Source organism: Sporolactobacillus pectinivorans (assembly GCF_002802965.1).
Classification (GTDB): domain Bacteria; phylum Bacillota; class Bacilli; order Bacillales; family Sporolactobacillaceae; genus Sporolactobacillus; species Sporolactobacillus pectinivorans.
This window is the reverse complement of record NZ_NXGA01000001.1, coordinates 3149338-3175129: the sequence shown is the minus strand read 5'-3', so window position 1 is coordinate 3175129 and position 25792 is coordinate 3149338. Positions and strand designations below refer to the sequence as shown.

Annotated in this window: 21 protein-coding genes and 1 pseudogene; 19 read left to right on the top strand and 3 right to left on the bottom strand. The window is 46.5% G+C overall.

Features of this window, described 5'->3' with window-relative positions; translation table 11 throughout:
• Positions 1 to 110 precede the first annotated feature (110 nt).
• From COP04_RS15570 to COP04_RS15555, 5 genes are all read left to right on the top strand, one after another.
• A complete protein-coding gene (locus tag COP04_RS15570; RefSeq protein ID WP_100488861.1) occupies positions 111 to 716 on the top strand; it encodes a DUF2953 domain-containing protein in 606 nt (201 codons plus the stop codon).
• 2 nt (positions 717 to 718) lie between these two features.
• A complete protein-coding gene (ytfJ, locus tag COP04_RS15565) occupies positions 719 to 1192 on the top strand; it encodes a GerW family sporulation protein (RefSeq protein WP_100488860.1) in 474 nt (157 codons plus the stop codon).
• A 270-nt stretch (positions 1193 to 1462) separates the two neighbouring features.
• Complete coding sequence (locus COP04_RS19750) at positions 1463 to 1615, top strand: hypothetical protein (RefSeq protein ID WP_157800338.1); 153 nt, start codon at positions 1463 to 1465, stop codon at positions 1613 to 1615.
• 48 nt (positions 1616 to 1663) lie between these two features.
• Entirely contained in the window at positions 1664 to 2638 is a 975-nt protein-coding gene (locus COP04_RS15560) for a class I SAM-dependent methyltransferase (RefSeq protein WP_100488859.1), read from the top strand.
• A gap of 21 nt (positions 2639 to 2659) precedes the next feature.
• Entirely contained in the window at positions 2660 to 3862 is a 1203-nt protein-coding gene (locus tag COP04_RS15555; protein ID WP_100488858.1) for an acetate kinase, read from the top strand.
• Positions 3863 to 4314: 452 nt separating this feature from the next.
• Here COP04_RS15555 and COP04_RS15545 read toward each other — a convergent pair whose 3' ends face one another.
• The gene (locus COP04_RS15545) at positions 4315 to 5412 is read right to left on the bottom strand and encodes a M24 family metallopeptidase (protein ID WP_100488856.1); all 1098 of its coding nucleotides are present in this window, start codon (positions 5410 to 5412) and stop codon (positions 4315 to 4317) included.
• Between the two features lie 390 nt (positions 5413 to 5802).
• Between COP04_RS15545 and COP04_RS15540 the strand changes: the two genes are divergently transcribed.
• The 10 genes and pseudogenes from COP04_RS15540 (at position 5803) to COP04_RS15495 (ending at position 17986) form a co-directional block, all read left to right on the top strand.
• Positions 5803 to 6486, top strand: coding sequence for a metal-dependent hydrolase (locus COP04_RS15540; RefSeq protein WP_100488855.1), 684 nt, complete (start codon positions 5803 to 5805; stop codon positions 6484 to 6486).
• Between the two features lie 33 nt (positions 6487 to 6519).
• Positions 6520 to 7839, top strand: a complete 1320-nt coding sequence (locus tag COP04_RS15535) for a DRTGG domain-containing protein (RefSeq protein WP_100488854.1) — start codon at positions 6520 to 6522, stop codon at positions 7837 to 7839.
• A gap of 60 nt (positions 7840 to 7899) precedes the next feature.
• Entirely contained in the window at positions 7900 to 8835 is a 936-nt protein-coding gene (locus COP04_RS15530) for a DHH family phosphoesterase (protein WP_100488853.1), read from the top strand.
• 111 nt (positions 8836 to 8946) lie between these two features.
• Positions 8947 to 12345 (top strand): DNA polymerase III subunit alpha, encoded by a 3399-nt coding sequence (dnaE, locus tag COP04_RS15525; RefSeq protein ID WP_100488852.1) that lies wholly within the window; start codon positions 8947 to 8949, stop codon positions 12343 to 12345.
• Positions 12346 to 12584: 239 nt separating this feature from the next.
• Positions 12585 to 13463 (top strand): acetyl-CoA carboxylase, carboxyltransferase subunit beta, encoded by an 879-nt coding sequence (gene accD, locus COP04_RS15520; protein WP_100488851.1) that lies wholly within the window; start codon positions 12585 to 12587, stop codon positions 13461 to 13463.
• The gene (gene accA / locus COP04_RS15515; RefSeq protein ID WP_100488850.1) at positions 13441 to 14448 is read left to right on the top strand and encodes an acetyl-CoA carboxylase carboxyl transferase subunit alpha; all 1008 of its coding nucleotides are present in this window, start codon (positions 13441 to 13443) and stop codon (positions 14446 to 14448) included. The genes accD and accA overlap by 23 nt, the downstream gene beginning before the upstream one ends.
• Before the next feature lie 28 nt (positions 14449 to 14476).
• Positions 14477 to 15436: a 6-phosphofructokinase gene (gene pfkA / locus COP04_RS15510; RefSeq protein ID WP_100489722.1), complete on the top strand. Its 960-nt coding sequence runs from the start codon at positions 14477 to 14479 to the stop codon at positions 15434 to 15436.
• A gap of 96 nt (positions 15437 to 15532) precedes the next feature.
• Positions 15533 to 16969: pseudogene (pyk, locus tag COP04_RS15505) on the top strand (pyruvate kinase); the annotation flags it as partial.
• Between the two features lie 166 nt (positions 16970 to 17135).
• A complete protein-coding gene (locus COP04_RS15500) occupies positions 17136 to 17558 on the top strand; it encodes an acyl-CoA thioesterase (RefSeq protein WP_100488848.1) in 423 nt (140 codons plus the stop codon).
• Positions 17555 to 17986 carry an FxsA family protein gene (locus tag COP04_RS15495; RefSeq protein ID WP_100488847.1) on the top strand — a complete coding sequence of 144 codons (432 nt, stop codon included), beginning with the start codon at positions 17555 to 17557 and terminating at the stop codon, positions 17984 to 17986. The genes COP04_RS15500 and COP04_RS15495 overlap by 4 nt, the downstream gene beginning before the upstream one ends.
• Here the strand turns inward: COP04_RS15495 and ytvI are convergent.
• Complete coding sequence (gene ytvI, locus COP04_RS15490; protein ID WP_100488846.1) at positions 17983 to 19125, bottom strand: sporulation integral membrane protein YtvI; 1143 nt, start codon at positions 19123 to 19125, stop codon at positions 17983 to 17985. The genes COP04_RS15495 and ytvI overlap by 4 nt on opposite strands.
• 230 nt (positions 19126 to 19355) lie before the next feature.
• Here ytvI and citZ point away from each other — a divergent pair, with 230 nt between their 5' ends.
• The 3 genes from citZ to mdh all read left to right on the top strand — a co-directional run bounded on the left by citZ (position 19356) and on the right by mdh (position 22948).
• Positions 19356 to 20471 (top strand): citrate synthase, encoded by a 1116-nt coding sequence (gene citZ, locus COP04_RS15485; RefSeq protein WP_100488845.1) that lies wholly within the window; start codon positions 19356 to 19358, stop codon positions 20469 to 20471.
• 101 nt (positions 20472 to 20572) lie between these two features.
• Positions 20573 to 21841, top strand: coding sequence for an NADP-dependent isocitrate dehydrogenase (gene icd / locus COP04_RS15480; protein ID WP_100489721.1), 1269 nt, complete (start codon positions 20573 to 20575; stop codon positions 21839 to 21841).
• Positions 21842 to 22012: 171 nt separating this feature from the next.
• A complete protein-coding gene (gene mdh, locus COP04_RS15475; protein WP_100488844.1) occupies positions 22013 to 22948 on the top strand; it encodes a malate dehydrogenase in 936 nt (311 codons plus the stop codon).
• 77 nt (positions 22949 to 23025) lie between these two features.
• Here the strand turns inward: mdh and COP04_RS15470 are convergent, their stop codons facing one another.
• Positions 23026 to 24399 (bottom strand): IS1182 family transposase, encoded by a 1374-nt coding sequence (locus COP04_RS15470; RefSeq protein WP_100488843.1) that lies wholly within the window; start codon positions 24397 to 24399, stop codon positions 23026 to 23028.
• Between the two features lie 346 nt (positions 24400 to 24745).
• Here COP04_RS15470 and COP04_RS15465 point away from each other — a divergent pair, with 346 nt between their 5' ends.
• Positions 24746 to 25693: a phosphate ABC transporter substrate-binding protein gene (locus COP04_RS15465; protein ID WP_100488842.1), complete on the top strand. Its 948-nt coding sequence runs from the start codon at positions 24746 to 24748 to the stop codon at positions 25691 to 25693.
• Positions 25694 to 25792: the final 99 nt, after the last annotated feature.

The window sequence follows — 25792 nt, the reverse complement described above, 5'->3', positions numbered from 1 at the left end:
TCAGTTTTCCATGGATAAACAGGATAGTTTTTGTGCATGAGCAGACACTAATAAATGGTATTTTAATCCTGCGACGGAATTTATTGCACCTGTCCGGAAGTGGAAAATGGATGATGATTATTCTCATAGCGATTTTATGCCTGCTGGCCGCATTGTTTATTCTCGTGTTTGTCATTTGGAGAAGCACGCTGACGATTAAAGTTGACGGTCTGGTTGATGCAGAAACCGCCCAATTCTCAATAAAGTTTGGCTTTTGGCAGAAGGAACTTTTTTCGTTCAAAGCTGATCCGGCAAAGATTAAGAAAGCCATTGAAGAGCTGCATGAATCCAGCATGGTGTCTGGTGAGCACCATGCGGACCAAAGCATAGTCAAGTCCCTGAGTGACTGGTATCGCTTGTCCCTTAAAACGGCTGGTACTATTCGATCCCTCCATCTTTCGGATAAATTGTGCCTCAGCCATTTCTTATGGAGAACATCTTTTGGATCCGGCGATGCGCGGGATACGGCTATTCTTTGCGGTATGATCTGGTCGGCTAAGTCAATGATTATGCCGCTGATCGGAAAAATGTCCATCGATCGGCCGCACGTTGAGGTCGTTCCCCTTTTTCAGGAACAGCGATTTGCATCCCAATTCTCATGCATGATGTCTCTGAATGTGGGAGAAGCTATAAGTATGATGAGGAAAATCAGGCGGCAGCTGAAAGGGGGGGAATAGACATGGCAGATCACCCGATACAAGGGCTCATGAAAACAGCTTTGGAAAACCTTCAGTCGATGATCGATGTCAAAACGATCATCGGTGATCCGATTGAGACCGAAGACGGCCATATGATTATTACAATCTCCAGAGTCGGTTTCGGTTTTGTTGCCGGCGGGAGTGAATTTAATACGCAAAATGAAAATCCGGATGAGGAACCAAGCGAGGAAACGGAAGCCTATCTGCCTTTCGGCGGCGGTGCAGGGGGCGGTGTATCAATTACCCCCATTGCGTTTCTGATCGTTGGCCCGAAAGGTGTGAAAACCATACATCTGGATAACAGCACTCATCTGTACGAGCGGATGATTGATCTTGCGCCTCAGACGGTTGACAAAATAAAAGAGATTCTGGAAAAAGCAGGCAGTGATGAACCAGAAATTAAACCGCGCAGAAAAAGACATAGAAGTGATTGGCAAGATGAAGAAGAATTTTAAAAAAAATCATTGCCGTTAATTTATTCCGCAGAATGAATCGAAATGGAGGATAATCAGGCCTTCGTTTCGGTTTTTCATTTCTGGCGCTGAAACTTCATTGTTCTTAAAACGTAAATCATTATTGTCTTTTAACATTTGGTTTGCTGCAACAAGTACAGCTTGCGTTCTTATTATTCTGTCGCTAAAATTAGATTATAAAGTCTGAATGTGTCCCGGAAGTTTTGAAATACTTATTTTTTCAATGGATGTTGCCGGTAAGGGGGAGTGATCTTGAAGTTGAATCAGGTGCCTTTTGGCAGAAAGCAGGTAGATTTAACGGAAAATGAATTTGCTGCGTGCGGGATGCCTGAGGCTTCTTTGATTGCGTTTTCTGCCGGCATTTTACCAATGGTAGCTTCAACAATTGTAATTCGGCTTCTTTAATGTATATTTTTTGTTGTAAGCGTTTACTTAATGATGGAGGAAATCGAAGTGCAAACATCGCTGGTGAGTGACCTATTTTCAATCCTTGACCGTTCTGCTCTGCTGCTTCAAAATAAGAGTCATATCTCCTATCTTGAAGGACTTTGCAGGGCCGGAGAAGACATATACAATGATACAGTCAGTGAGGGGGCGCTGAGCGATCAGCTCCGTCCGCTTTATGCCTCTTTTTTTCGTGAGCAGATGACAGCCGAGGATGTCCGGAGAGCATTCCAGCTCGCCGCACTTAAGGGCATGAAGGCTGATCCGAAGCCGGGCCATGAGATGACACCGGATGCTTTAGTCATGCTGATTGGACATATTGTGGCTCTGCTGGCGGAACAAGCGCCTTTCACTATATTGGATCCTGCAGTTGGCACGGGCAATCTTCTGACTGGAATTCTGAATCAGACGAAAGCAGATCATGTAGAAGCCTATGGCGCGGACACGGATGATCTGCTGATCAAACTGGCTTATACAAATGCAAATCTGCAGCAAAAAGATATTCATCTTTTTCATCAGGACGGACTTAAACCCATTCTTACTGAACCGACGGATTTTGCGGTCTGCGATGTTCCGATTGGATACTACCCGGATCAGGAGACGGCTGAAAGCTATGAACTGAACGGGATTAATGGAAAAGCATACACGCATTTTCTTTTTATTGAGCAGGGGTTGAAATATTTGAAAGAAGCAGGTTATCTGCTTTATCTGATACCCAATCGCTTATTTGCAGATGACCGGGAGCGCCGTTTTCATGACTTTCTGCAAAAACATGCAATCATTCTGGCCCTTCTTCAGCTGCCTCTTTCGCTTTTTAAGGATGGAAAAGCGGCGAAGAGTATCCTGCTGATGCAGAAAAAAGGGCAGAATGTTACGCCCCACAAACAGGCTCTACTGGCAGAAATGCCTGATTTCATGGATGAACAGGCAATGCGCGGCTTTATGGCGCAGCTGGATCGCTGGTTTGCAGGACGCTCGGTATGAGATGATAAGGGGGCTAAAGGCATGGCATTAATTCTGGCAATCAACGCAGGCAGCTCTTCACTAAAATTTCAGCTTCTGGATATGCCCGCTGAAGAGCTGATTACAAAGGGCTCCGTCGAGAGAATCGGCTTGTCGGACTCCATCTTTACGATCAGTGTCAGAGGGGAAAAAGTGCAGGAGATTGCTTCGATTTCTGATCACGAAGAAGCGGTCCGGGAACTTCTTAAAAAACTGACTTCCTTGAAAATCATCCGTTCGTTGAAAGAAATCGATGGCATCGGACATCGCGTGGTTCACGGCGGTGAAACGTTTAATGATTCGGCACTGGTTACGGATGAAGTCATTAGGGAAATTGAAAACCTCTCTGAACTGGCGCCGCTGCATAATCCGGCCAACTTGGTTGGTATCAGGGCCTTTCGCGAAGTGCTTCCGGGCGTGCCGGAAGTGGTTGTTTTTGATACCGCCTTCCACCAAACCATGGGTAGCGAAGCATATCTGTACAGTCTGCCATACGAATATTATACGGAATACGGGGTTAGAAAATACGGCTTTCACGGAACGAGCCATAAATATGTGACAATCCGGGCAGCAGAACTACTGAGCCGTCCGATCGAAAAACTTCGCCTTATTTCATGCCATCTCGGGAATGGGGCCAGCATCACAGCAGTTAAAGGCGGAAAATCGATTGATACTTCAATGGGATTTACTCCGCTCGCGGGGCTGACCATGGGGACGCGTTCCGGGGACGTCGACCCCGCTCTGATCCCCTATATCATGGATAAGACCGGTATGAATGCGACTGAAGTTGTGAATGTCTTAAATAAGAAAAGCGGGCTGCTTGGCCTGACCGGATTTTCCAGCGACCTCCGGGACATTGAGAAGGAAGCGAAGCGGGGGAATAAGCGCGCCAAACTTGCCATCGATGTGTTCATCGAACGCATACAGAAATATATAGGTTCCTATGCGGCAAAAATGTCCGGGGTTGATGCAATTATTTTTACCGCGGGAATCGGGGAACATAGCCCGATGATCCGTGAAAAAGTGATGAGCGGGCTCGAGTTTATGGGTGTGTATGGTGATCATGACCGGAACAAAGCAATCGGCGAAGAAACATTGATCAGCGCCCCGCATTCTCCCGTTAAGGTGCTTGTCATTCCTACAAATGAAGAAGTTATGATTGCAAGAGATACTGTACGGCTGTCCAAACAACATCAGAATATATGAAAAAAACGGAGGATCATTATTCCGGCTGGTTCCTCTGCGCCTGGGAGCATATGGCATTCTGTTTTTACGTTGACCTGAAGATGGGATTTAAGATTGAATATTCTCGTTGGGCTCAACGCGGCTATCTCTATCCGCTTAAGGTGATACTCCAGTTAAGCAGAAACCGTGGCAGAAAGATTATCGGGGTGACCTGGGCTTCCTGTTTCGACGCTATGCCAGTGAGCCGGCGCGGGTGTGCCGAATCAGGCGGAATCCGGAAGCGCTAACGAGTCATGACTGCTTAAAAACTTTAGCTATTATCCGTTTACTTATTGGTTCCACTCTAAAACTGAATGCGTGACGGCGCGGAACTGCACATAAACAAAGAGGCTGTCTCCCCAACCGGCTTTTCCGGCCGGGGAGACAGCCTTAACTCTTATTTTTGTGAAAACAGGGATTCGATCTACCGTATATCAGGAAATAATCTGCAATTCTTTCGGATAGTGAGTCAGAGTTATCGGTCCTTTCTCACTCAGATAGACATCGTCTTCAATCCGGACACCGCCAACACCGGGAAGATAGATTCCGGGTTCAATGGTGAATACCATTCCGTTCTGAAGCGTCTGGTCATTATCCGCGCTCATGGAAGGTTCTTCATGTTCACCCAAGCCGAGACCGTGACCGACCCGATGTGTAAAATAGTCACCGTAACCTGCGTCGGTAATCACTTTCCTTGCTACGCCGTCGAGGTCCCCAATGCGAAGTCCTTCATGTACGGCTTTGATTGCTTCCATATTCGCCCGAAGTGTCGCATCGTATATTTTTTTCTGCTCATCAGAAATATATTTATAGCAAACGGTTCGGGTAATATCCGAACAATAACCGTCAATGACGACACCCAAGTCAAACAGGACAAAGTCGCCTTCCTTGATCTGGCGGCTGCCCGGATGGCCGTGCGGTGCCGCGCTGTTCTCACCAGTCAGAACCATGGTGTCAAACGCCATTTCCGAGTAACCGTGTTTTGCCAGCTCATGTTCGATCTCGGCAATAATAACCTGTTCGGTCCGGCCTTTTTTAATTGCTTCAACGCCAAGTTTGACCGCGTTGTCGGCAATCTCCCCGGCTTTTTTCATGGCTGCTAACTCAGCGCTATCTTTTATTTTCCGCATCGAGGCAAGAAAAGACTCAATTGAAGAAAAAGAGGCATCCGGGTAAAGTTCTTTCACTGCCATGGCTTTTCTGAAAGGCAGTGTACTCGGTTCGATAAATATCTTTCCGGATGAAAGTTTTCGATCTTCAAGGGCTTTCCGCACAAAAGTCCACGGATCCTGATCGTCACGGTAGCCAATCACCTCATGTCCAAATGCAGATGCACGGGCCTGCCCTACTTCCAGTTCGGGACAGATCATTAAGGGTTCCGCGTCCGGGAACACAAAAAGTCCCAGAAACCGTTCATGAGGGTCGCATTTAAACTGTGTCAGGTAGAAAACGTTGGTTGGGTCGGCGATATAGGCAAACCTACCCTCGTGATTCTGAAGCCACATTTCAATTTTTGTAATTTTATCTGCCACTGAGGTCACTCCAATGAAATAATAATACCTTTAATGTATCACAATAAGAGACACAGCGGTCATCAATAGCTGGAACAATTTGACGATTTTTTATTTGGCCGGTTCTTCACACGGACGCTTTCCTCCGAATTATCCTGAGTGTAGTGTATAATAAATCTATTAAAACCAGTATGGTTCAGTTTGCAAAATACTTTTTTTGAAGGGGCTGTGTTAAAGTTCAATGTTGGTTTCACCAGCCCATTGATTGGAAGGTGCGAGGCTCCTGCGGGAACAGCGAGCGCGTGGAGCGAAAAGCAACAGATTAGTTTAACAAAGCCTTTGAAAAAGGATCCGGATTGCAGGTCAATTTCGGATGCTGCGGCATTTCAAACGTGAACGGGGGTAAATCGTATGTTAATCACTTATATTGGTCATTCGACGGTACTTATCCAAACAATGAAAGCGAACCTGCTGATTGATCCATTCATTTCCGGAAATAGTCTGGCAAAGACAACAATCAATGACTTGCCTAAAATTGATGCGATATTACTTACACATGGACATGGCGATCATACTCTGGATACCCGGGAGATTGCTGAACGTGACGGTTCACTGGTTATTGCAGTGGCTGAACTTGCAACTTATTTTGAATGGCAAGGTCTCGGAACGCACGGGATGTCCATTGGGGGCGCATATCAGTTCCCCTTTGGCAAAGTGAAGCTGACGCAAGCATTCCACGGATCCAGCGTGACAGAAACGGCCAATCAAAAAATTGTTTACACAGGCATGCCCGCGGGATTGCTCCTCGATCTTGAAGGGAAAACTATTTATCATGCGGGTGACACAGCTCTCTTTTCTGACATGAAATTGATCGGCGAACAAAACAACATTGATCTCGCATTTCTGCCAATCGGTGATAATTTTACCATGGGACCCGATGATGCATTGATTGCAGCGAAATGGTTAAGGGCAGGAAAAGTTGTCCCTGTTCATTACAACACATTTCCTGTCATTCGCCAGGATCCGGCGAAATTTACCGGCCGGTTGAATGGCAATGGAATCGTCCTTGAACCCGGTCAGTCCATGGAGCTTTGAAAGAGCCGCATATGGAAAGGGTGGGTAAATGACGTGGAGACGGAAACAAAGCACGACCAGATCTTAAAATATATCCAGAATTTGGATACCGGCAGCAGAATTTCAGTCCGCCAGACGGCGAAAAATTTAAATGTCAGTGAAGGCACAGCTTACCGCGCAATTAAAGACGCTGAAATTCAGGGCTTCGTCAGTACCGTTGAACGCGTGGGCACGATCCGCATTGAAAAAAAGCAAAAACAGAATATAGAAAAACTGACCTTTGATTCCGTCGTTAAAATCGTGGATGGGCAGGTGCTCGGGGGAAAGAGTGGTCTGTCAGAAACACTGAACCATTTCGTGATCGGTGCCATGGAACTGAATGCGATGAAGAGGTATATAGGTCCTAATGATCTGATGATTGCGGGTAATCGGGATACCGTGCATCGCTATGCGTTGACTGAAGGCGCGGCGGTTCTGATTACAGGCGGTTTCGAAGCAAGTGATGAAATCCGCAGCCTTGCCGACCGTCTGCAGTTGCCGGTTATATCGACGTCATATGATACCTTTACGGTAGCAGCAAAAATAAACCGAGCAATATATGATCAACTGATCAAGAAAGAAATTGTCCATGTTTCCGATATACTGATTCCCCTGCCCAAGACACATTTTCTTCTGGGTGAAGATCCGCCCGCAAGATGGCATGAACTTAACCGGTTGACGTCGCACAGCAGATTTCCGGTTGTTGATAAAAAAATGAAAGTAGTCGGCATTGTGGCCATGAAAGATGTTATGGCGCATTCAGAGGCTGGGTTCATTCATGAGGTGATGACACCGGAACCACTAACAGTCAGCCCAACGACTTCAGTTGCTGCCGCTGCTCACCGCATGATTTGGGAAGGTATTGAATGTCTTCCGGTTGTTGATGGACAGAAACATTTGCTTGGCATTATCACCAGACGGGATGTTCTGAAGGCACTGCAGATGGTTCAGCAGCAGCCCCAGATGGGCGAAACAGTTGAGGATCTGGTTTCGGCAAGCCTAAAGGATTTGTCTGAGGACGATCGCTATGCCTTCAGTTTTTCTGTGTCGCCGCAGATGACGGATTATCTCGGCTTTCTTTCGTACGGAATTATGACGTCGATGATCACTGCTGTCGGAAGGCGTGTTCTGAGTCATTTAAAAAAAGGCGATCTGGTCGCGGACAACCTTTCCTTTTATTTCTTTAAACCCGTGCAGATTGAACAGACAGTGACCGTTCTGCCTAAAGTTCTGGAAAAGACGCGGCGCAATGGGAAACTTGATATAGAGTTATTTGTTGACGGTCAGATCTGTGGAAAAGCATTGCTGACTGTTCAGTTTATAGACAGGTTTTAGTTTCAAAGTGGCGCATTCCGAGCCACGGCAACAAATTTTAGCTACTTGGAGGAGCATAAATTGATTGATGAGATTCTTGAACAGATCCGCCACTTTGACACTATAATTATCCACCGGCATGTCAGGCCCGATCCGGATGCGCTTGGTTCTCAGGGCGGGATGGCTTGCCTGATTCGGGACAATTTTCCTGGAAAACAGGTTTTTATTGTCGGCGAGGAAGTCGATGATCTGCGTTTCCTTTTGCCAATGGATGAAATTGCCGATACCCTTTACCAAGGTGCATTGGTGATTGTGTGCGATACGGCAAACCGGGAACGTGTTTCAGACGAAAGGTATTCCAGCGGTGCCCGCATCATAAAAATAGATCATCATCCACTTGTTGACTCTTATGGAGAACCCCAATGGGTAGAGCCGGAAGCCAGTTCAACGAGCGAGATGATCACGTCCATTTATCGAAACCATCCAGAATTTGTTCTGACCGAACAGGCGGCAAGGCTGCTGTTTGCAGGCATTGTCGGGGATACGGGGCGTTTCCAGTTCAGCAATGTGACTAAAGAAACATTCCTTGCAGCTGCCGAATTAGTGAAGCAGCCCTTTGACCGGCAAAAATTCTTTGACACGCTTTATGAAAGAAAATTGGATCTGGTCCGTCTGAATGGATATGTGCTTCAGCATTTTACACTGACAGGCGAAGGCCTCGGTTTTATAAAACTGTCTCAGGATTTGATTCATTCCTTCAATTTGCAGTCATCTGATGCTTCGGCACTGGTTAATTGTTTTGCAAATACAAAGGGACTGAAAGCATGGGTTCTTTTTTCCGAAGAGGAGGGGCTGATCCGCGCCCGCATTCGGTCAAAAGGGCCGGTGATCAATCAGCTTGCCGCAAACTATCATGGAGGGGGCCATTCCCTGGCATCAGGTGCAACGGTTTACAGCTGGGAGGAAGCGGATAGGCTGATTGCCGATCTTGAAGCGCTTTGCAGACAGACTGCCTGAGAGCCTGAGGGAATCTGGAAGGCGTGCGCTATTTTTCAGGCTAATAAAATTTCACACAAGTGATTTTTCGGCGGATCGAATGAAGAAACCGGATGGGGAGGAGAAAGCAGCATGCCCTTTGCACATTTACACGTCTACAGTGAATACAGCTTGCTCAACAGCACATGCCGCATTGGCGAACTTGTTGAACGGGCGAAGAAAGAAGGACAGCTTTCGCTTGCGCTGACCGACAAAAATGTTTTATATGGCGTGATTCCGTTTTATAATGCATGCAAAAAAGCAGGCATCCATCCGGTGATTGGCATGGAACTTTCGATTGCTGCCGGCACGGGCGATGATCACTTGAATAGAAACGGGCAGGATACAGGTGCCATTGTCCTGCTTGCTGAAAATCATGCGGGATATGTCCATCTTGTTAAGCTGGCATCGCTTGTCCAGTGCCAGAAGGAAAGATGCGTTGAAATCTCATCAATTGCCGGATATTCAGAGGGTCTGATCGCTCTATCCGGCGGCAGGGACGGCATCATTGATCTTCTTCTTTCAAAAGGAAAAGTGCAGCAGGCTGAAATGATTGCAAAGCAATTCCGCGCGATGTTTCCCGGCAGATTTTATCTGGAGTGCCAGCGCCGCGGATCTGTTCGCGGTGATCAGACGGAACAGGCAAAAAGAACACTGGGCCGGTCGCTTTCGCTTTCGCTCGTTGCGACAAACAGCATTCAATATTTAGACGCTGGCGATGCCCGGGCGTTTTCATGCCTGAGATGCATTGACAGCGGTGCGAAGCTTGAGGATGATCTGATCAATGAAAAAGCCGACAGCGATTTTAAATCCTCGGCTGAAATGGGCCGGCGATTTTCCGACATGCCTGAGGCAATTGAGATAAGCGGGCAGATTGCTGAAGAGTGTCATCTCGATTTTTCATTCGGACGCATGCGGCTTCCCGCTTTTCCCGTGCCTGAAGGAAAAACTTCGGAACAGGTTCTGAGGGAGCAGTGTGAGCACGGACTTTTGCAAAAATATCCGGTGATTACAGAACAGGTCAGGCAGCGCCTGGAAAAAGAACTGGCAATTATCGGCCAGATGGGGTTTAATGATTACTTTCTGATTGTCAGCGATCTGATTCGCCATGCCAGAGAATCCGGTTATACGCCCGGCCCCGGCCGCGGGTCGGCCGCAGGATCACTGGTCGCGTACATATTGGCTATTACTGAGGTAGATCCGCTTAAGTATCACCTGCTGTTTGAACGATTCCTGAATCCAGAACGGATTACGATGCCGGATATTGACATGGATTTTCCGGATGTGGACCGGGATAAAATGATCGTTTACGCCTGTGAAAAATATGGGAAAGATCATGTGGCCCAGATCATTACGTTCGGAACGCTGGCAGCAAAAGCCTCTATCCGCGATGTCGGCCGGGTGCTGAATTCGGATCCGCGCCTGGTCGACAGAATGGCGCATCTGATTCCATCCCTCCCGAAAATGACATTTGAAAAAGCTCTGAAGGAATCGCCGAAGCTGCAGGCGATGATCCGCGATTCGGAAGATGCGGCAGCACTTTTTAATCTTGCAAAACAAATCGAGGGACTTCCGCGCCATACGTCCATCCACGCTGCGGGGGTTGTATTCAGTGACAATCCAATGACGGATACAGTCCCTGTTCAGGAAGGGCACGACGGTATTCCGGTGACACAGTACCCAATGGAAGTTTTGGAATCACTGGGCCTGTTGAAAATTGACTTTCTGAGCCTTCGCAATCTGACCTTTCTTAGAGAGGTGATCAGGAGAGTTTCCGTTCTTTCCGTGAAGCGGCTCACAGCAGAAATGATCCCCGCGGAGGATCCGGCGACATTTAGGATGCTTGGGCTTGGCGAGACGACCGGAGTTTTTCAGCTTGAATCCGAAGGGATGAGACAGGTTCTGCGCAAGTTGAAACCTACTGACTTTGAGGACGTAGTAGCTGTTATTGCGCTGTATCGGCCGGGCCCGGTCCAATTCATTGATCGTTATATCAGACGGAAGCACGGGGATGAACCGGTCATCTATCCGCACCCTGATCTGGAGGAGATACTTGCACCGACTTACGGTGTGATTGTGTACCAGGAACAAATCATGCAGATTGCCGTAAAAATGGCGGGCTATTCACTCGGTCAGGCGGATATTCTGCGGCGGGCCGTGGCGAAAAAGAAAAGAAACATGCTGGAAGATCAGAAAAAAGACTTTCTCAGTGGCAGCCAGAAAAATAATTACAGCCTGGAAACTGCCAGCCAGATTTTTGATCTGATTGTCCGTTTTGCAAATTATGGATTCAATCGGTCGCATGCCGTGGCCTACGGTTTCGTGTCCTACCGGCTGGCCTATCTGAAAGCTCACTATCCTCAGGCATTTATGGCTTGCCACCTCTCAAGCATATCCGGGAATCCTGATAAAATGAATGCCGCTGTGCAGGAAATACGCAGATCGGAAATCGCACTGCTTGCTCCATCGGTTAATCAGAGCTTTAAAACCTTCGAGCCTTCAGGACGAGCAATACGTTTCGGCCTTTCAGCGATAAAAAATCTGGGTGGAGGCGCGATTGATGAAATCTTGAACCAGCGTGAAACAGGCGGTGCCTACCAGGGACTCTATGATTTCTGCCGAAGAGTGTCGTTACGCAAGGTGAACAGGAAGGCCATTGAATCAATGATCTTTGCAGGGGCGATGGATGAATTCGGAACGGATCGGGCAGTTTTACTGGCAACGCTTGACCTTGCGATCCGCTCGGGGGAAGAAGAACAGAAGAATATTGCCGGCCAGGGGACGCTGCGGCTGACGGATAGCAGGGAAGAGGATTATACGCAAGTCCCTCCTCTGACGTCCAAGGAAAAACTTCACTATGAGCGGGAAGCACTCGGCATGTATTTGTCTTCCCATCCACTGGAACGGTTCAGGAAAGGGATGCCTCCCGGATTTTTGACGATCGGGCAGGCTGGTCGGATGGATCAATCCCATCAATCCCGGATAGTATATCTTGCCGTGCTGGTGGAGGAGTCGAAAATAATTCGGACGAAAGCAGGCCAGTCCATGGCTTTTCTGACATTGAGCGATGAGTCCGGAACCGCAGATGCGGTCTGTTTCCCGGCGTGTTTTGAAAAAAATCAAAATATCCTCCAAAATGACTGGCTGTTGGTTATTGAAGCCAGTATATCCGAAAAAAAGAGGAAAGAAGGCCTCCAGCTTAACGTCGTACGTGCGGAAACTTTACAGAATTACTTACAAAAGAAGAATGCTGTCCTCTTTTTTAAAATCGACAGGAAACATCATCGCCCGGAAATATTAGTTCAGCTGAAAACGGCCATAGGAAACGCCAATGGCATCCACCGGGTAGTTCTTTATTATGAACGCGATGGGAAAACGATGGCCCTGGCTCCTCAATTTTCGGTTTCACTGAATCGTGACTTTATAGAAAATATGCGCAGACTGCTTGGCACAGAAAATGTGTCAATCAGGTCCGGCAGGATTTTTTCTTAATATTTGTGGGCTCCTCTGTTATAATAATGAAGTTTGGGAGCGTTTCGTCATGCTAGTAAGCCGCCACAAAAAGGCTCCCTGATCCATATGGCATTATTTTAGCAATTTGATAATTCAGTCGAAAAACTGCGAAATATGGTGGAAACAATCGACGATTCAATGAATAATCAGTGAAGAAAAAATGAATTGTCGGTGAGATGCCTGCAATTTTATCTTGAACAAGATAGAGGGTGATATACTTGATAAAGGATTTTTTTGTTAAAAAGAAAAAGTATGCCACGGTTCCTTCGGCGCAGGCCAGACAGGATGTTCCTGAAGGCATTGTCATGAAATGTCCGAAGTGCAAGAAAATCATGTACGTCAAAGAATTAAAAAAGCATCTGTATGTCTGCCAGTCCTGCGGGTATCATTATCCTCTCGGGGCATTTGACCGCGTGGAGATGATTTTTGACAGCGGTTCTTTTGAAGAGTTTGATAAAGACATGATTTCAAAAAATCCACTGCAGTTTCCAAACTATATGAATAAGCTTGAGAAAGACAGACTGAAAACAAAAATGAACGAAGCGGTGCTGACAGGAAGAGGCAGAATCGAAGGATTAAATGCTGCTGTCGCGATTATGGACAAGGGATTCAGGATGGGCAGCATGGGTTCCGTGGTCGGCGAAAAAATTACCCGTGTGATTGAATATGCCGATAAAGAAAAGCTTCCACTGCTTATTTTCGCTGCATCAGGCGGCGCACGTATGCAGGAAGGCATGCTCAGCCTGATGCAGATGGCGAAAACGAGTGCTGCACTGAAAATTTTTAGTAAACACGACGGACTTTATATTTCGGTCATGACCCACCCAACGACGGGTGGTGTTTCCGCCAGTTTTGCCTCTCTTGGCGATTACAATTTTGCAGAACCGGGCGCCTTGATCGGTTTCGCCGGCCGAAGGATCATTGAACAGACCATTGGTGAGGAGCTGCCTGAAGATTTTCAGACAGCCGAATTTCTACTGAAACATGGACAGCTGGATCAGGTTGTACCGCGCAGTGAAATGAAGCAGATTCTGGCGAATGTATTATCAATACATGCTGAAGGAGGTGCTGCGGGTGGGACCGGAATTAGAGTTTGAAAAGCCCATCAATGAACTGAAGGATAAAATCACAGAACTGAAACAGTTCATGGATGAAAAAAACATCGATCTTTCGGATGAACTGAATCATCTGCAGGATCGCCTGGCGGAACTCGAAAAAGAGACCTACAGCAATATGACGCCATGGGAGCGTGTACAGATCGCAAGAGACCTGCAGCGTCCGACTACCCTTGATTATATTCCACTGCTTTTTAATGATTTTGTTGAATGCCATGGTGATCGGCTTTACGGCGATGATGCCGCAATTGTTGCCGGCATCGCGAAATTTCACAGCCATCCTGTAACGGTGATCGGCGAGCAACGCGGACGGGATACAAAAGAAAATCTAAAAAGAAATTTTGGCATGCCGCATCCCGAAGGCTACCGCAAGGCTCTGCGGCTGATGAAACAGGCAGAAAAGTTCCATCGGCCGATCGTAACATTTATTGACACAAAAGGTGCTTTTCCCGGCAAAGCTGCAGAGGAACGCGGACAGAGTGAGGCAATCGCAAGAAACCTGTTTGAAATGTCATGGCTCACTGTTCCCGTCATCAGCGTAGTCATTGGCGAGGGCGCAAGCGGCGGCGCCCTGGCAATTGGTGTCGGAAATAAGATGCTGATGCTCGAAAATTCATGGTATTCGGTGATTTCCCCGGAAGGCGCCGCAGCGCTTCTGTGGAAAGATGCGGGACAGGCTGAGAAAGCTGCCGAATCGATGAAAATTACCGGATCGGATTTGAAAAAACTCGGCATTATTGATAAACTAATCCCGGAGGTTTTGGGTGGTGCACATCATGACCCGAAAAGACAGTCGGAGTTTATCGATGAAGCTTTGTGTGAAACCCTGTCGGAACTTGACGGGATGACGGGGGAACAGATACGGGAACAGCGCTTGGCAAAGTACCGGGCAATCGGCGATTTCGACACCATTCAAGGTCATGCGGCAAATCATTCAGCATTTTCATATTTATCAATAAAACAGTAAATGGGAAAAAAATGAGGTGACAGTTGTGATTAAGAAGATTGGCGTTCTGACGAGCGGCGGTGATGCTCCTGGAATGAACGCGGCGATTCGTGCCGTTGTTCGGGCGGGCATTTATCGCGGTGTCGAAGTTTATGGCGTTTATCACGGGTACAAAGGGCTGATTACCGGCAATATCAAGAAACTTGGAGTAGCCGATGTCGGGGACATCGTACAGCGCGGGGGAACAATTCTTTATACTGCGCGTTGTGAAGAATTTAAGACTGAGGAAGGCCGTGCCATTGCAATTGAACAGCTGAAAAAATTTGGCATTGAAGGGCTTGTCGTTATTGGTGGCGATGGTTCCTTCATGGGCGGTGTCAAGCTGACTCAGCTAGGCTTCCCGACAATCGGCATCCCTGGAACTATCGATAACGATATTCCGGAGACAGATTTCACACTTGGCTTTGACACTGCGCTGAACACAATCATTGATGCGATCGACAAAATCAGGGATACAGCAACTTCCCACGAACGTCGGTTCATTATTGAAGTCATGGGCCGTGGATGCGGCGATCTTGCTTTATGGGCTGGTCTGGCTGACGGTGCGGAAACAATCATGATCCCTGAGAAAAAGGAAGACATTAACACGATTGTTGAACGTCTGAACCGCGGCATTGAGCGCGGCAAGAAGCATAACATTATTGTTGTTGCCGAAGGTGTCGGCAGCGCCTATGAAATTGCCAAGGAAATCAAATCCAAGGCCAATATGGATACCCGTGTGACTGTGCTCGGGCACGTCCAGAGAGGCGGGTCACCTACCGCTTTTGACCGCGTACTGGCAAGCCGTATGGGCAGCAAGGCTGTTGAGCTGCTTCTGAGCGGTGAAAAGGGCAAGATGATTGCTATTCAAAATAATAAAATTGTTGCTCATGACATTCTTGACCTCTTAACCAAGAAGCATCAATTTGATGAAAGTCTCTATCAGTTGGCAAAAGAATTATCCATATAAGAGAAAGTTCAGATAAAATGAGATTGCCGGTTTTTTCGGTTGCTGTTTCTTGTGATATTTTGAACAATCTCTACAAAAAAAGCTGGGGGTATTATGATGAGAAAAACCAAGATTGTCTGCACGCTGGGACCTGCAAGTGATACGGTTGAACGTTTGGTTCAGCTAATCAATGCAGGAATGAATGTTGCACGTTTCAACTTTTCCCATGGAGATCATGAAGAGCATCATCAGAAGGTTGTCAATTTGCGGAAAGCAATGGAGATAACCGGCAAGACAATTGGTATACTGCTTGATACAAAGGGACCTGAAATCCGCACACATGACATGGCAACTCCGGAAGTGCTGCTGGAAGAAGGAAAATCTGTTGACATTTCGACAACCGAAGTTGCTGGAACAGCAGAAAAATTCTCCATTACTTATGCTGAATTAATCAACGATGTAAGCGTCGGATCGAGAATCCTGATTGATGACGGTCTGGTTGAACTTGTTGTAACAGGCATTGATAAGGAAAAAGGCCTGATTCATAATAAGATTATGAATACCGGTGTTCTGAAGAGCAAAAAGGGCATTATCGTTCCTAACGTCAGCATTAATCTTCCCGGCATGACAGACAGGGATGCAGATGACATTGTGTTCGGAATTGGCGAGGGCATTGACTTTATTGCCGCTTCTTTTGTCCGCCACGCATCCGACGTTCTTGCCATCCGTAAATTGTGCAAGGAACACGGCGCTAATGACGTTTATATTTTTCCGAAGATTGAAAGCCAGGAAGCTGTCGACAACATCGATGAAATTCTTGAAGTTTCCGATGGCCTGATGGTTGCCCGTGGAGATCTTGGTGTGGAAATTCCGCCGGAAGATGTTCCGCTCGTTCAGAAGAGACTGATCAGGATGTGTAACAAAGTCGGCAAAACGGTCATCACAGCGACTCAGATGCTTGATTCAATGATCAGAAATCCACGCTGTACACGTGCCGAAGCAAGTGACGTGGCCAACGCAATTTTCGACGGCACGGACGCAATCATGCTGTCCGGTGAAACGGCTTCCGGAAAATGGCCGGTTGAAGCCGTAACGACGATGAACAATATTGCGACCAAAACTGAAACGGCACTGGATTATCACGGCATCTTGAGCAAGTTGAGCGAGTCAAGTGAACCGACTGTTACCGCAGCAATTGGCGAAGCAGTAGCACATACCGCTCTCGGACTTAACGTCGGTGCAATTATTTCGTCTACGGTCAGTGGCTATACTGCCCGTGTTGTGTCACACTATCGTCCGAAAGCTCCGATCATTGCCGTAACAAATTCAGAACGTGTTGCTCATAAAATGTGCCTCATCTGGGGTGCAACGCCAGTATTAAGCGAAATGGCTAAAACAACTGATGAAATGTTTGAAATTGCCGTTGACAGCGGAATTAAATCCGGACTTGTCAAGGAAGGCGATCTGGTCGTTATCACTGCCGGACTTCCAGTTGCGGCAGCTGGCAAGACGAACGTTCTCAGAGTGCATCGTGTTGGTGAAAGTTTGACGGAAGCTTAAGAAACTGGTTTTTGTTAAAAATAAAGCTACAGGGCTACAGTAACCCGTAAACCTGAAAGAAATTTTTTGTTTTTCTTCATGAATAGCAAGGTTTATGATAAGAGAGGGTACTCCAAGCGGGTGCCTTCTCTTAAATTTTATAGAGATTGGAGTGCTTTGTTTGAAAACTTCCAGGACAAGGATTGTAGCGAGATATAATGAAACAGATAAAATGGGCATTATTCATCACAGCCAGTATGTCATCTGGTTTGAAGTTGCCCGCACGGACTGGATTAAGCAGTCCGGCCTTTCTTTCCGCCAGATAGAGGAAAGAGGGCTGATGATGCCGGTACTTGGAATCGAGGTTCACTACCATTCACCGGCACTGTTTGATGATGCGGTCATTGTTGAAACCACGATAAAAAATTATGACAGTGTTAAGATGAGTTTCAGCTATAAAGTGATGAAAGAAGCGGACGGCACGCTGCTTGTTGATGGCACGAGCCTGCATTGCTGGACTGACGAACAAATGCGTCCGATTTCTCTTAGAAAAAAAGATCCGGAGCTGCATCAGCTGATCCTTAACGAGGCGGAGCTGTCATGATGCGGTCTATTAATACCGGATCCCGCCTTCGGATAGCACTGATCGTATTTTTCATTTATCTTCTGGCGGAAATCAGCCTTCTGATTTGGGTCGGAAGGCATTTTGGTGCTTTGAACACTTTTCTATTGCTGTTAATCAGTGCAGTACTGGGAATCTGGACGGTCATGAAACAGGGTCTGTCGATTTTGCGGCACATCAGGGATGATCTCAGTATGCACATTATTCCGGGGCGGCCGCTTCTGGATGGTCTCTGCCTGATTCTCGGAGGACTTCTTTTAGTTATTCCGGGACTCATCAGCGATGCTGTCGGCCTGCTCCTGCTCATTCCTTCATTGAGAGGTTTTATGAGAAAAAGGATAGCACGCTGGTTTCAGAACAAGATCAGTCGCGGCGACTTTACATTCATTTCATTTCGAAAAAGGATTTAACTTGTCTTGTTTCCGGTGATGTAGTTCCAGATCAAGTGCCATGCACCTGCCTTGTAAAGTACTCTGACCATGATGAGCGTAAGGGGCGAGATAATCAGCCCGGCAAATCCGAGCCATCTGAATCCGAAGTAAAGTGCGATTAGCAGGACAAGCGGATCCAGTCCGATGCCGGTTGCAAGAATCTTTGGCTCAATCAGCTGGCGCTGGATGACTGAAGCAGTATACAGAGCCGTCAGTCCAATCGCATAAAAATAGTGGTGCATCAGAAACTGGTACAGAATCCAGGGAATAAAAACAATGCCGGTCCCAAGATAAGGAATCAGATCGACCATTCCTGAAATAAAGGCAATCGTAAACGGATGGTCAGCTTTCAAAACAAGGAGCCCGAAATATAGAAGAATCATAGTTAAAGTAACAAGAATAAGCTGGGCCCGTACAAATCCGCTACATGTTTTTTTCAGCTCCTGCCACATTTTTACCGCCGGTGTTCGAAGTGCTGAGAAATAAGCCAAATGAGATAACCTTGTTTTGATTTGTTCCGAGTCTTTGGAAAGAAAGAATGCCGCAAGAAAAATAAATAGAGTTGAAAAAAGGGTATCAGGCAGAGAGGATACAAATTGTGTCAAACTTGAAAGCAGCCTGGTGGCAGAATCGTTCAGAAAATTGATCAATGTTCCGGTCATGCTTTCAAAATTGACCTGTATCAAACGCTGCTGGCTGCTCGTGAGTCCTGAGAAAATATGAACTGCTTTTTCCCAGGATGGGAGAAGTTTTGTAAAAAATAATGTCTGTAGATCGCCAAACAGTGACTCAAGCTGTCCGGGCACAGTCTTTGTGAGCGAGGTGATGCCCCTAATCAATGCAATAGAGATGAAGAGCAGCAGACTGACGGCAAGAGAGAATACAAGAAAGAGCAGAAGAAATGAAGCCAGGCCGCGGGATATACCGGTTTTCTTCACAATGAATGTCACAACCGGATTAAGGAACAGGGACAGCAGACAGGCGATCAGGAAGGGCAGAGCCATGCGGACGGCAAAATATGAGATGGTCAGTGCCAGCCCGATTATTGCAACAACAAGCAGTGCGCGCAGTACCATGAACAAATAATCTCTGAAGGGCTTAGCGTTAGGAGCGCTCATCTATTCATCCCACCTTATTTCCTACGCTATGCTGGAATGAAGAATATATGTCCAGGCCTTCACGCTCTGTTTGAGTAGAAAAATATTCCGGAGGTGTTTTTTGTTCACAACATCGCCGCAAACAGATATAATCAACTTGAAAGGTTGTTTTTTTAGGCCAGTGTTTATAAAGCGCTTACAGATAAACTGGCCTGCTAATGAATCTAGAATTTTCTCAAGGAGGGGATTCCATGACAACGACCAAGGGTCTGGAAGGCGTTGTTGCAACAACCTCGGCCATAAGCTCGATCACTAACGATGTGCTGACATATCGCGGTTACAGCATTCAAGATCTGGCTGAACATTCTAATTTTGAAGAGTGTATCTATTTACTTTGGAATGGTGAATTGCCCACAGACAATCAGCTTGATATTTTCAAGAATAAACTTGCTGAGAATGCCGGTGTGCCCAATGAGATTTTTGCATTGATCAAGGCATATCCGCTTCAGACCGTCCACCCGATGGCTGTCCTCAGGACGGCAGTTTCCGCTCTGGGTGTTCTTGATCCTGATGCCGATCGCATGGATCTGCTTTCAAACAAAGACAAGGCCATCCGGATCCAGGCAAAAATCGCGACGATTGTAGCCGGATTTGCACGGATCCGGCAGGGCGCTGAACCTGTTGCTCCCAATAAAAATCTCGGCTTTGCGGCAAATTTTCTCTATATGCTGAAGGGCCGAATTCCGACGGAAGTTGAAACCCGGGCGTTTGATACGGCACTGGTTCTGCATGCTGATCATGAGTTGAACGCTTCGACATTTACAGCGCGTGTCTGTGTTGCAACGCTTTCCGATATTTATTCCGGAGTGACTTCGGCGATCGGGGCGCTGAAAGGACCGCTGCATGGCGGGGCAAACGAACAAGTAATGAATATGCTGGAGAAAATCGGATCTCTTGATAACGTGAATTTTTATATTGAAAACGCATTGGCAAGCAAGGAGAAAATTATGGGATTCGGGCACAGAGTCTACAAAAATGGCGATCCCAGAGCCCGAATTCTCAAAAAAATGGCTGATCAGCTGACGAAATTGGACGGCGACGCCCGGTACTATGAAATGTCCGTGCGCATTGAACAATTGCTTAGAGAAAAAAAGGGATTGCTGCCTAATACCGATTTCTACTCGGCAACACTTTACCATGCGCTGGGTATTGAGAAAGATCTATTTACGCCGGTTTTTGCGATGAGCAGGACGTCGGGATGGGTGGCTCATATTCTTGAACAGTACAGTGATAACCGGCTGATCAGGCCGAGGGCCGAGTATAACGGACCGGGACTCCGTCCATATCTGGCGATGAGTGAGCGCTGATCATTGAGAAATGCCGGACACAAATGGCACAGTATGCCGACGATCCCGGCAAAAGCTGGTATAATAAAAGTGGAGTATAGCTGATGCAGGGAGGCATGAACGTGACAGAGGGAAGACAGATTACAGTAGAAGACGGTATTTTAAATGTTCCTGAACATCCGATCATTCCTTTTATTGAAGGGGACGGGATCGGTCCGGATATCTGGAAGGCGGCATCGAGAGTTTTCAACGCCGCGGTAAAAAAAGCTTATCAGGGCCGGAAAGAAATTGTCTGGAAAGAAGTACTGGCCGGGCAGAAAGCTTTTGATCTTACCGGTGAATGGCTGCCTCAGAAAACCCTTGACGAGATTAGAAAGTATGTGATTGCCATTAAGGGGCCGCTGACAACGCCTGTGGGCGGGGGAATTCGTTCTTTGAATGTAGCGCTTCGCCAGGAACTTGATCTTTTTACCTGCCTCCGTCCAGTTCGTTATTTTCACGGTGTGCCATCTCCGGTAAAACATCCGGAACATGTAGACATGGTTATCTTCCGTGAAAATACTGAGGATATTTATGCAGGGATTGAGTTTGAATCGGAAACTCCTGAAGTCAAGAAAGTGATCGGTTTTCTTCAGGATGAAATGGATGTTCGTAAAATCCGTTTTCCTGAGACTTCCGGAATCGGCATTAAGCCGGTTTCAAAAGAAGGGACCAGCCGATTGGTGCGTGCTGCGATTCGCTACGCGATCAGTGAAGGACGCAAGAGTGTCACTCTGGTTCATAAGGGAAATATTATGAAATTCACGGAGGGTGCCTTTAAAAACTGGGGCTACGATCTTGCTGAAAAAGAGTTCCCGGATCAGACATTTACGTGGAGACAGTTCGATGCCATAGCCGAGAAAGAGGGAAAGCAGGCTGCTGCCAAAGCGCAGAAGCAGGCGGAATCTGACGGAAAAATTATCATCAAGGATGCAATCGCTGATAATTTTCTTCAGCAGATACTGACACGGCCGGCGGAACACGACGTGATAGCCACAATGAATCTGGATGGAGATTATATCTCGGATGCCTTGGCTGCACAGGTTGGTGGCATCGGAATTGCACCGGGTGCCAATATCAACTATGAAACGGGTATAGCCATATTCGAAGCAACGCATGGAACAGCTCCGAAATATGCCGGCCTGGACAAAGTCAACCCGTCATCTGTCATTCTTTCCGGTGTCCTGATGTTTGAGCATCTTAAGTGGTATGAAGCAGCCAAAATGATCACGCGGGCTATTGAGAAGACTATTTCATCGAAGACTGTGACTTATGATTTTGCCCGCTTGATGAATGGAGCAAATGAAGTGAAGTGTTCGGAGTTCGCGGACGCGGTGATTAGCAATTTATGAAAATAAAGTATCATGATAACCACACCCGCTGCTGTATCATAATATGAAGAAATGAGCCATGCAGAAGATCTTTCTTCTCGGGAAGCTATCCTGCATTAGGCTTTTTCAAAATGACAGCGCATCCAATTGAGGAACAGAATGCTGATGTCAACACTGATAGGGGGAATTAAAATGTCGGTTAACCGCAGAAAAGTCGCTGTTGTAGGTGCTGGCTTTACAGGTTCAACAACCGCTTTTCTTATTGCCCGGAGTGATTTGGCTGATGTCGTGCTGGTGGATATTCCGAAGATGGAGGGACCGACCCGGGGAAAAGCGTTGGATATGCTTGAATCTGCGCCGATTCTCGGATTTGACACAAAAGTTGCAGGAACTTCAGATTTCAGTGAAACGGCGGATTCCGATGTTGTCATCATCACAGCGGGAGTAGCACGGAAACCCGGCATGAGCCGGGATGATCTAGTATCTATCAATGTAGGTATTATGAAGGAAGTGACACGGAATATTGTAAAATATTCACCTGATTGCACAATTATTGTGCTGAGCAATCCGGTGGATGCGATGACTTACACCGTTTACAAGGAATCCGGATTCCCGAAGAATCGGGTAATCGGCCAATCCGGCGTCTTAGATTCCGCACGCTTCAGGACATTTATCGCCGAAGAACTGAATCTCTCAGCTGAAGATATTACGGGATTTGTTCTTGGCGGGCACGGGGACTGCATGGTTCCGCTAATCCGCTACTCTTATGCGGGGGGGATACCGATTGATCGGCTGATCTCGAAAGAACGAATCGAGGCGATCGTTGAACGGACAAGGAAGGGCGGTGGAGAGATTGTTTCTTTGCTCGGGAATGGCAGCGCTTACTATGCCCCGGCAGCAGCATTATTCCAAATGGCGGAATCAATACTTAAAGATAAGCGGCGCATTGTACCTGCCATTGCCTGCCTAGATGGCGAATACGGCTACAGCGATATCTATCTGGGTGTCCCGGTTGTTCTGGGAAAGAACGGAATTGAACAAATCATTGAGCTGAGCCTGACCAAAGAAGAAAAAGACGCTTTGGATCAATCTGTTGAATCGGTAAAGGCGGTACTCGAAACAATATAGTATATTGAATTGAATCAATTTCATAATTGCTCTTTTTTAAAAAGTAGAGACTTGCAGAATTTCTAATTTGCTGTTTTTTAAATCTTTTTTGATGATGCTGCTGGGTACTTTTGATTTAATAAAGCATTGATGCGGTCTGCAGCTAATTTTGATGCATTGTAAATCAATGTCACAAGATCGAAATGTACTTTTGCCCGTTTTCCGGTTCGGTAACGCACATTGTTGAGTTGAAAGAATTCCTTCAAATAGGCGTTTACTCGTTCTACTGCAGTTCGGCGTTTAAAAATGTTTCGCCATGCTTTAGATCCTCGGGCAGGTGCCGTGTATCGTCGAAGATCTGTCGTGATTTTTAATTTATACACTTTTTGACAGATCCCTTCATGGGCTAGTGGGCAATCCACACATTCTTTGGGTTGCGTATATTTTAAGGTTTCATACTTGGCATCATAGCTGTCATAGCGATAAGCATGCTCTCTGAAACAGGTGAGTGCGAAGTACTTATTGAACCCTTCTGGCTTTGATTCATTCCGTTTGTTGTACGCGATCACGGATTGATGACCCATAGTGTAAATCTGTTGATAGATCGGTTCGTAATCGTAACCGGCATCCATGGTTTCATAACGTAAAGTGGGCAAGGATAACCGTTCTTTTATTCCTTTAAGCAATGGAATGGCCGCCTTTCCGCCATTCAGGTTGCCTGAGGAGAACAAAGCCTGCAAAATATATTGGCTGGTCGTGCTCACGGCTAAATGGCCCTTATAGCCAAACCAAAACACATTCTTGCCTTCGCTGTTCTTTTTAATGCCCCACTTCGGGTCTTTCGGAACTTGTGCACGCAGCTCTGAAAGAGGAGCGTCCAGTTGAGCCTCAATTTTCTTTTCAAAAAGGGGCAGATTCGCTTCTTTTTTCGCTTGGTCAGCGAGCCAGTTTTCACGTTCCTCTTTGGACTTTCGGCCACGCTTTTTCGGCTCTTTGTCCGGCTTTTCTTCTTTGGGTGGGGCCTGATCACGCGCTTCGAAATGTGTGGCATCAATGGCAACGGTATCGTCCCTGATAAATCCTTCGGCGATGGCTTGGGCAATGACTTGTTCCTGAACGACTTCCAAGATCTTTGACTCCTCCAGTTTGGTAATCAACCGGGAATAGGAGGATTCGGAAGGGGTAGGATCGGAAACAAGAAAGTCACAGTTCAGTTTAAAAGCAATGTCTTGATTGAGTCGTTTGATCAGGTCTTTGATCGTTGGAATGCGTTCAACAATCCGAATAAAAGCGGAAATAATCATGGCTGAATAGTTTAATTCTTCAGGTGCTCCAAGATGCGTTTTTTTGCTTACCGCATGGTAGATTTTATCCAGATTCAAAGCTGAAATAATGGCGTCATAGCGATGGGTAGGTTCCATTTCAAATAATTCCTGGACGCCAAATAAACTCATTTGTCGTATAATGGGCACAGGCAGTATCTCTCCAGTCTTCTTTTTGGTTTTCTAGTCCATTACCATTATACAAGACTTGGGGAGGTACTTCCTTTTTGGCATTTTGAAACCCTTGGGGCATAAGGGCTAAGAAATATGAAATTCATTTAATTAAAATAATAATGGCTGATGATCCCATTTTTTTCTGAGTTCATCAGTTTTATTTTTTCTTGAGTAATTTGAAAACGGACAGGGAAAACTATATATGTGACAAGCTGCACATCTTTACAATAAATTTACATTGCGTTTATATGTTTTTAAAACTATCGTTTTATTATTAGTAGTGCAATAAGGGTACGTTAAAACTGAGGGGGAAAAATTTCTTATGAAAAAGAAAAGTTTGCTAACGCTTGGCCTGCTCCTTGCTTTATCAGTTATTCTTGTTCTCGGAGCATGCGGGAACGGCAGCGGAAGCAGCTCAAGCAGCAGTTCGAGCAGCAGTTCAAGCTCTTCTTCAAGTTCAAGCTCGAGTTCAAAGGCACTTTCCGGTAAACTTACACTGGGTGGTTCTACAGCGTTGCAGCCGTTAGCTGCGCAGGCCGCAAAAGAATTTATGGCCAACAATCCTAACGTCCAGATTGATGTTCAGGGCGGCGGAAGCGGCACCGGCTTGAGCCAGGTACAGGCTGGAAACTTTGACATCGGTGATTCCGACATTTTTGCTGAAAACGGAAAGAATATCGATGCAAAAGCTCTTACGGACTACAAAGTAGCTGTTGTTGCTATGACTGCTGCTGTTAACCCAAAAGCAGGCGTAACAAATCTTTCAAAAGCTGATCTTCAGAAAGTATTCACTGGCCAGGTTACAAACTGGAGCCAGGTTGGCGGAAAAAATGTTAAAATTACATTGGTAAACCGCTCGGCAAGTTCAGGTACACGGAAAACGTTTGATCAGTTCGCTTTGGATGGTAAGACACCGGCTAACGGCATTACGCAGGATTCTTCGAACACGGTTAAAAAAATTGTCGCTCAGACTCCTGGCGCTATTGGCTATCTCGCATTGTCTTATTTCACACCTGGCGATAAATCAGTAGTAGCACTTTCCATCGACGGTGTACAGGCAACTGAAGCCAACGTTGCTTCCGGCAAGTTCCCGGTTTGGGCTTATGAACACATGTATACAAAAGGCAAACCTTCTGCTTTGGCTAAGGCATTCCTCGATTACATGATGAGCAGCACTGTTCAGACCAAAGATCTTTCGGCTCAGGGTTATATTGCGGTGGACAAGTTAACTGTTCAGCGTGATGCTACTGGGAAAATAACTGCAAAGTAAAATTAAATTTAATATACAACACTGACATAATAATGTTATGCAGAAAAACGGCGAAGCGGGATTAGTATTTTACATCCCGCTTACCGTTGTATTTATAAT